Source organism: Grimontia celer (genome assembly GCF_900055185.1).
Lineage (GTDB): Bacteria > Pseudomonadota > Gammaproteobacteria > Enterobacterales > Vibrionaceae > Enterovibrio > Enterovibrio celer.
In genome coordinates this window covers 1-537 of the sequence record NZ_FIZX01000067.1, presented here as the reverse complement: position 1 = coordinate 537, position 537 = coordinate 1, and the positions used below count along the sequence as shown (strand labels likewise).

Genomic DNA, 537 nt, shown 5'->3' with positions numbered 1-537 from the left:
AATCTAAAATAGGAACCTACGATGCAACGCAAATTCCTACTGATACTTGGGTTACTTATGTTCCCATTTATCAGCACAGCTCACGCTGAAACCACTCAGACTGACGAATCGGTATTAACACTCGATTGGATTGACTTGATTCCAGAGTCAGAGCGAGCACAACTCGACTCATTTGGCATGCCGATGGTTAACCACGACAGTATGGACAAACCTCAACAATCGACACTTGGCGCTGTTCGCCCAGAGCTGAATGGCCGCACAGTCACGATTCCTGGCTTTGTGATTCCATTGGAAGGCGATGAGAACATGATCACTGAGTTTCTGCTGGTACCGTACTTTGGCGCATGTATCCACGTGCCACCGCCACCACCAAACCAAATCATCTACGTGAAGTTCCCTAAAGGTGCACCAATCCAGCAGTTATGGGATGTGATCTATTTAGTGGGTACGCTGAAAACTGAGTCAATAAGCCATGACTTGGCGCAAACCGGTTATCTTATTGAAGGTACTGCGATTGAAGAATATGACGACATGTAG

1 protein-coding gene is annotated in these 537 nt (G+C 46.6%); it reads left to right on the top strand.

The genetic code is table 11. The features are described from left to right. Nucleotides 1–21 precede the first annotated feature (21 nt). Nucleotides 22–537 (top strand): DUF3299 domain-containing protein, encoded by a 516-nt coding sequence (locus GCE9029_RS25455; protein WP_062667993.1) that lies wholly within the window; start codon nt 22–24, stop codon nt 535–537.

What these genes read in the sequence shown, in the direction of transcription:
- GCE9029_RS25455 (WP_062667993.1), top strand. Translation starts at nt 22, where the DNA reads ATGCAACGCAAATTCCTACTGATACTTGGGTTACTTATGTTCCCATTT.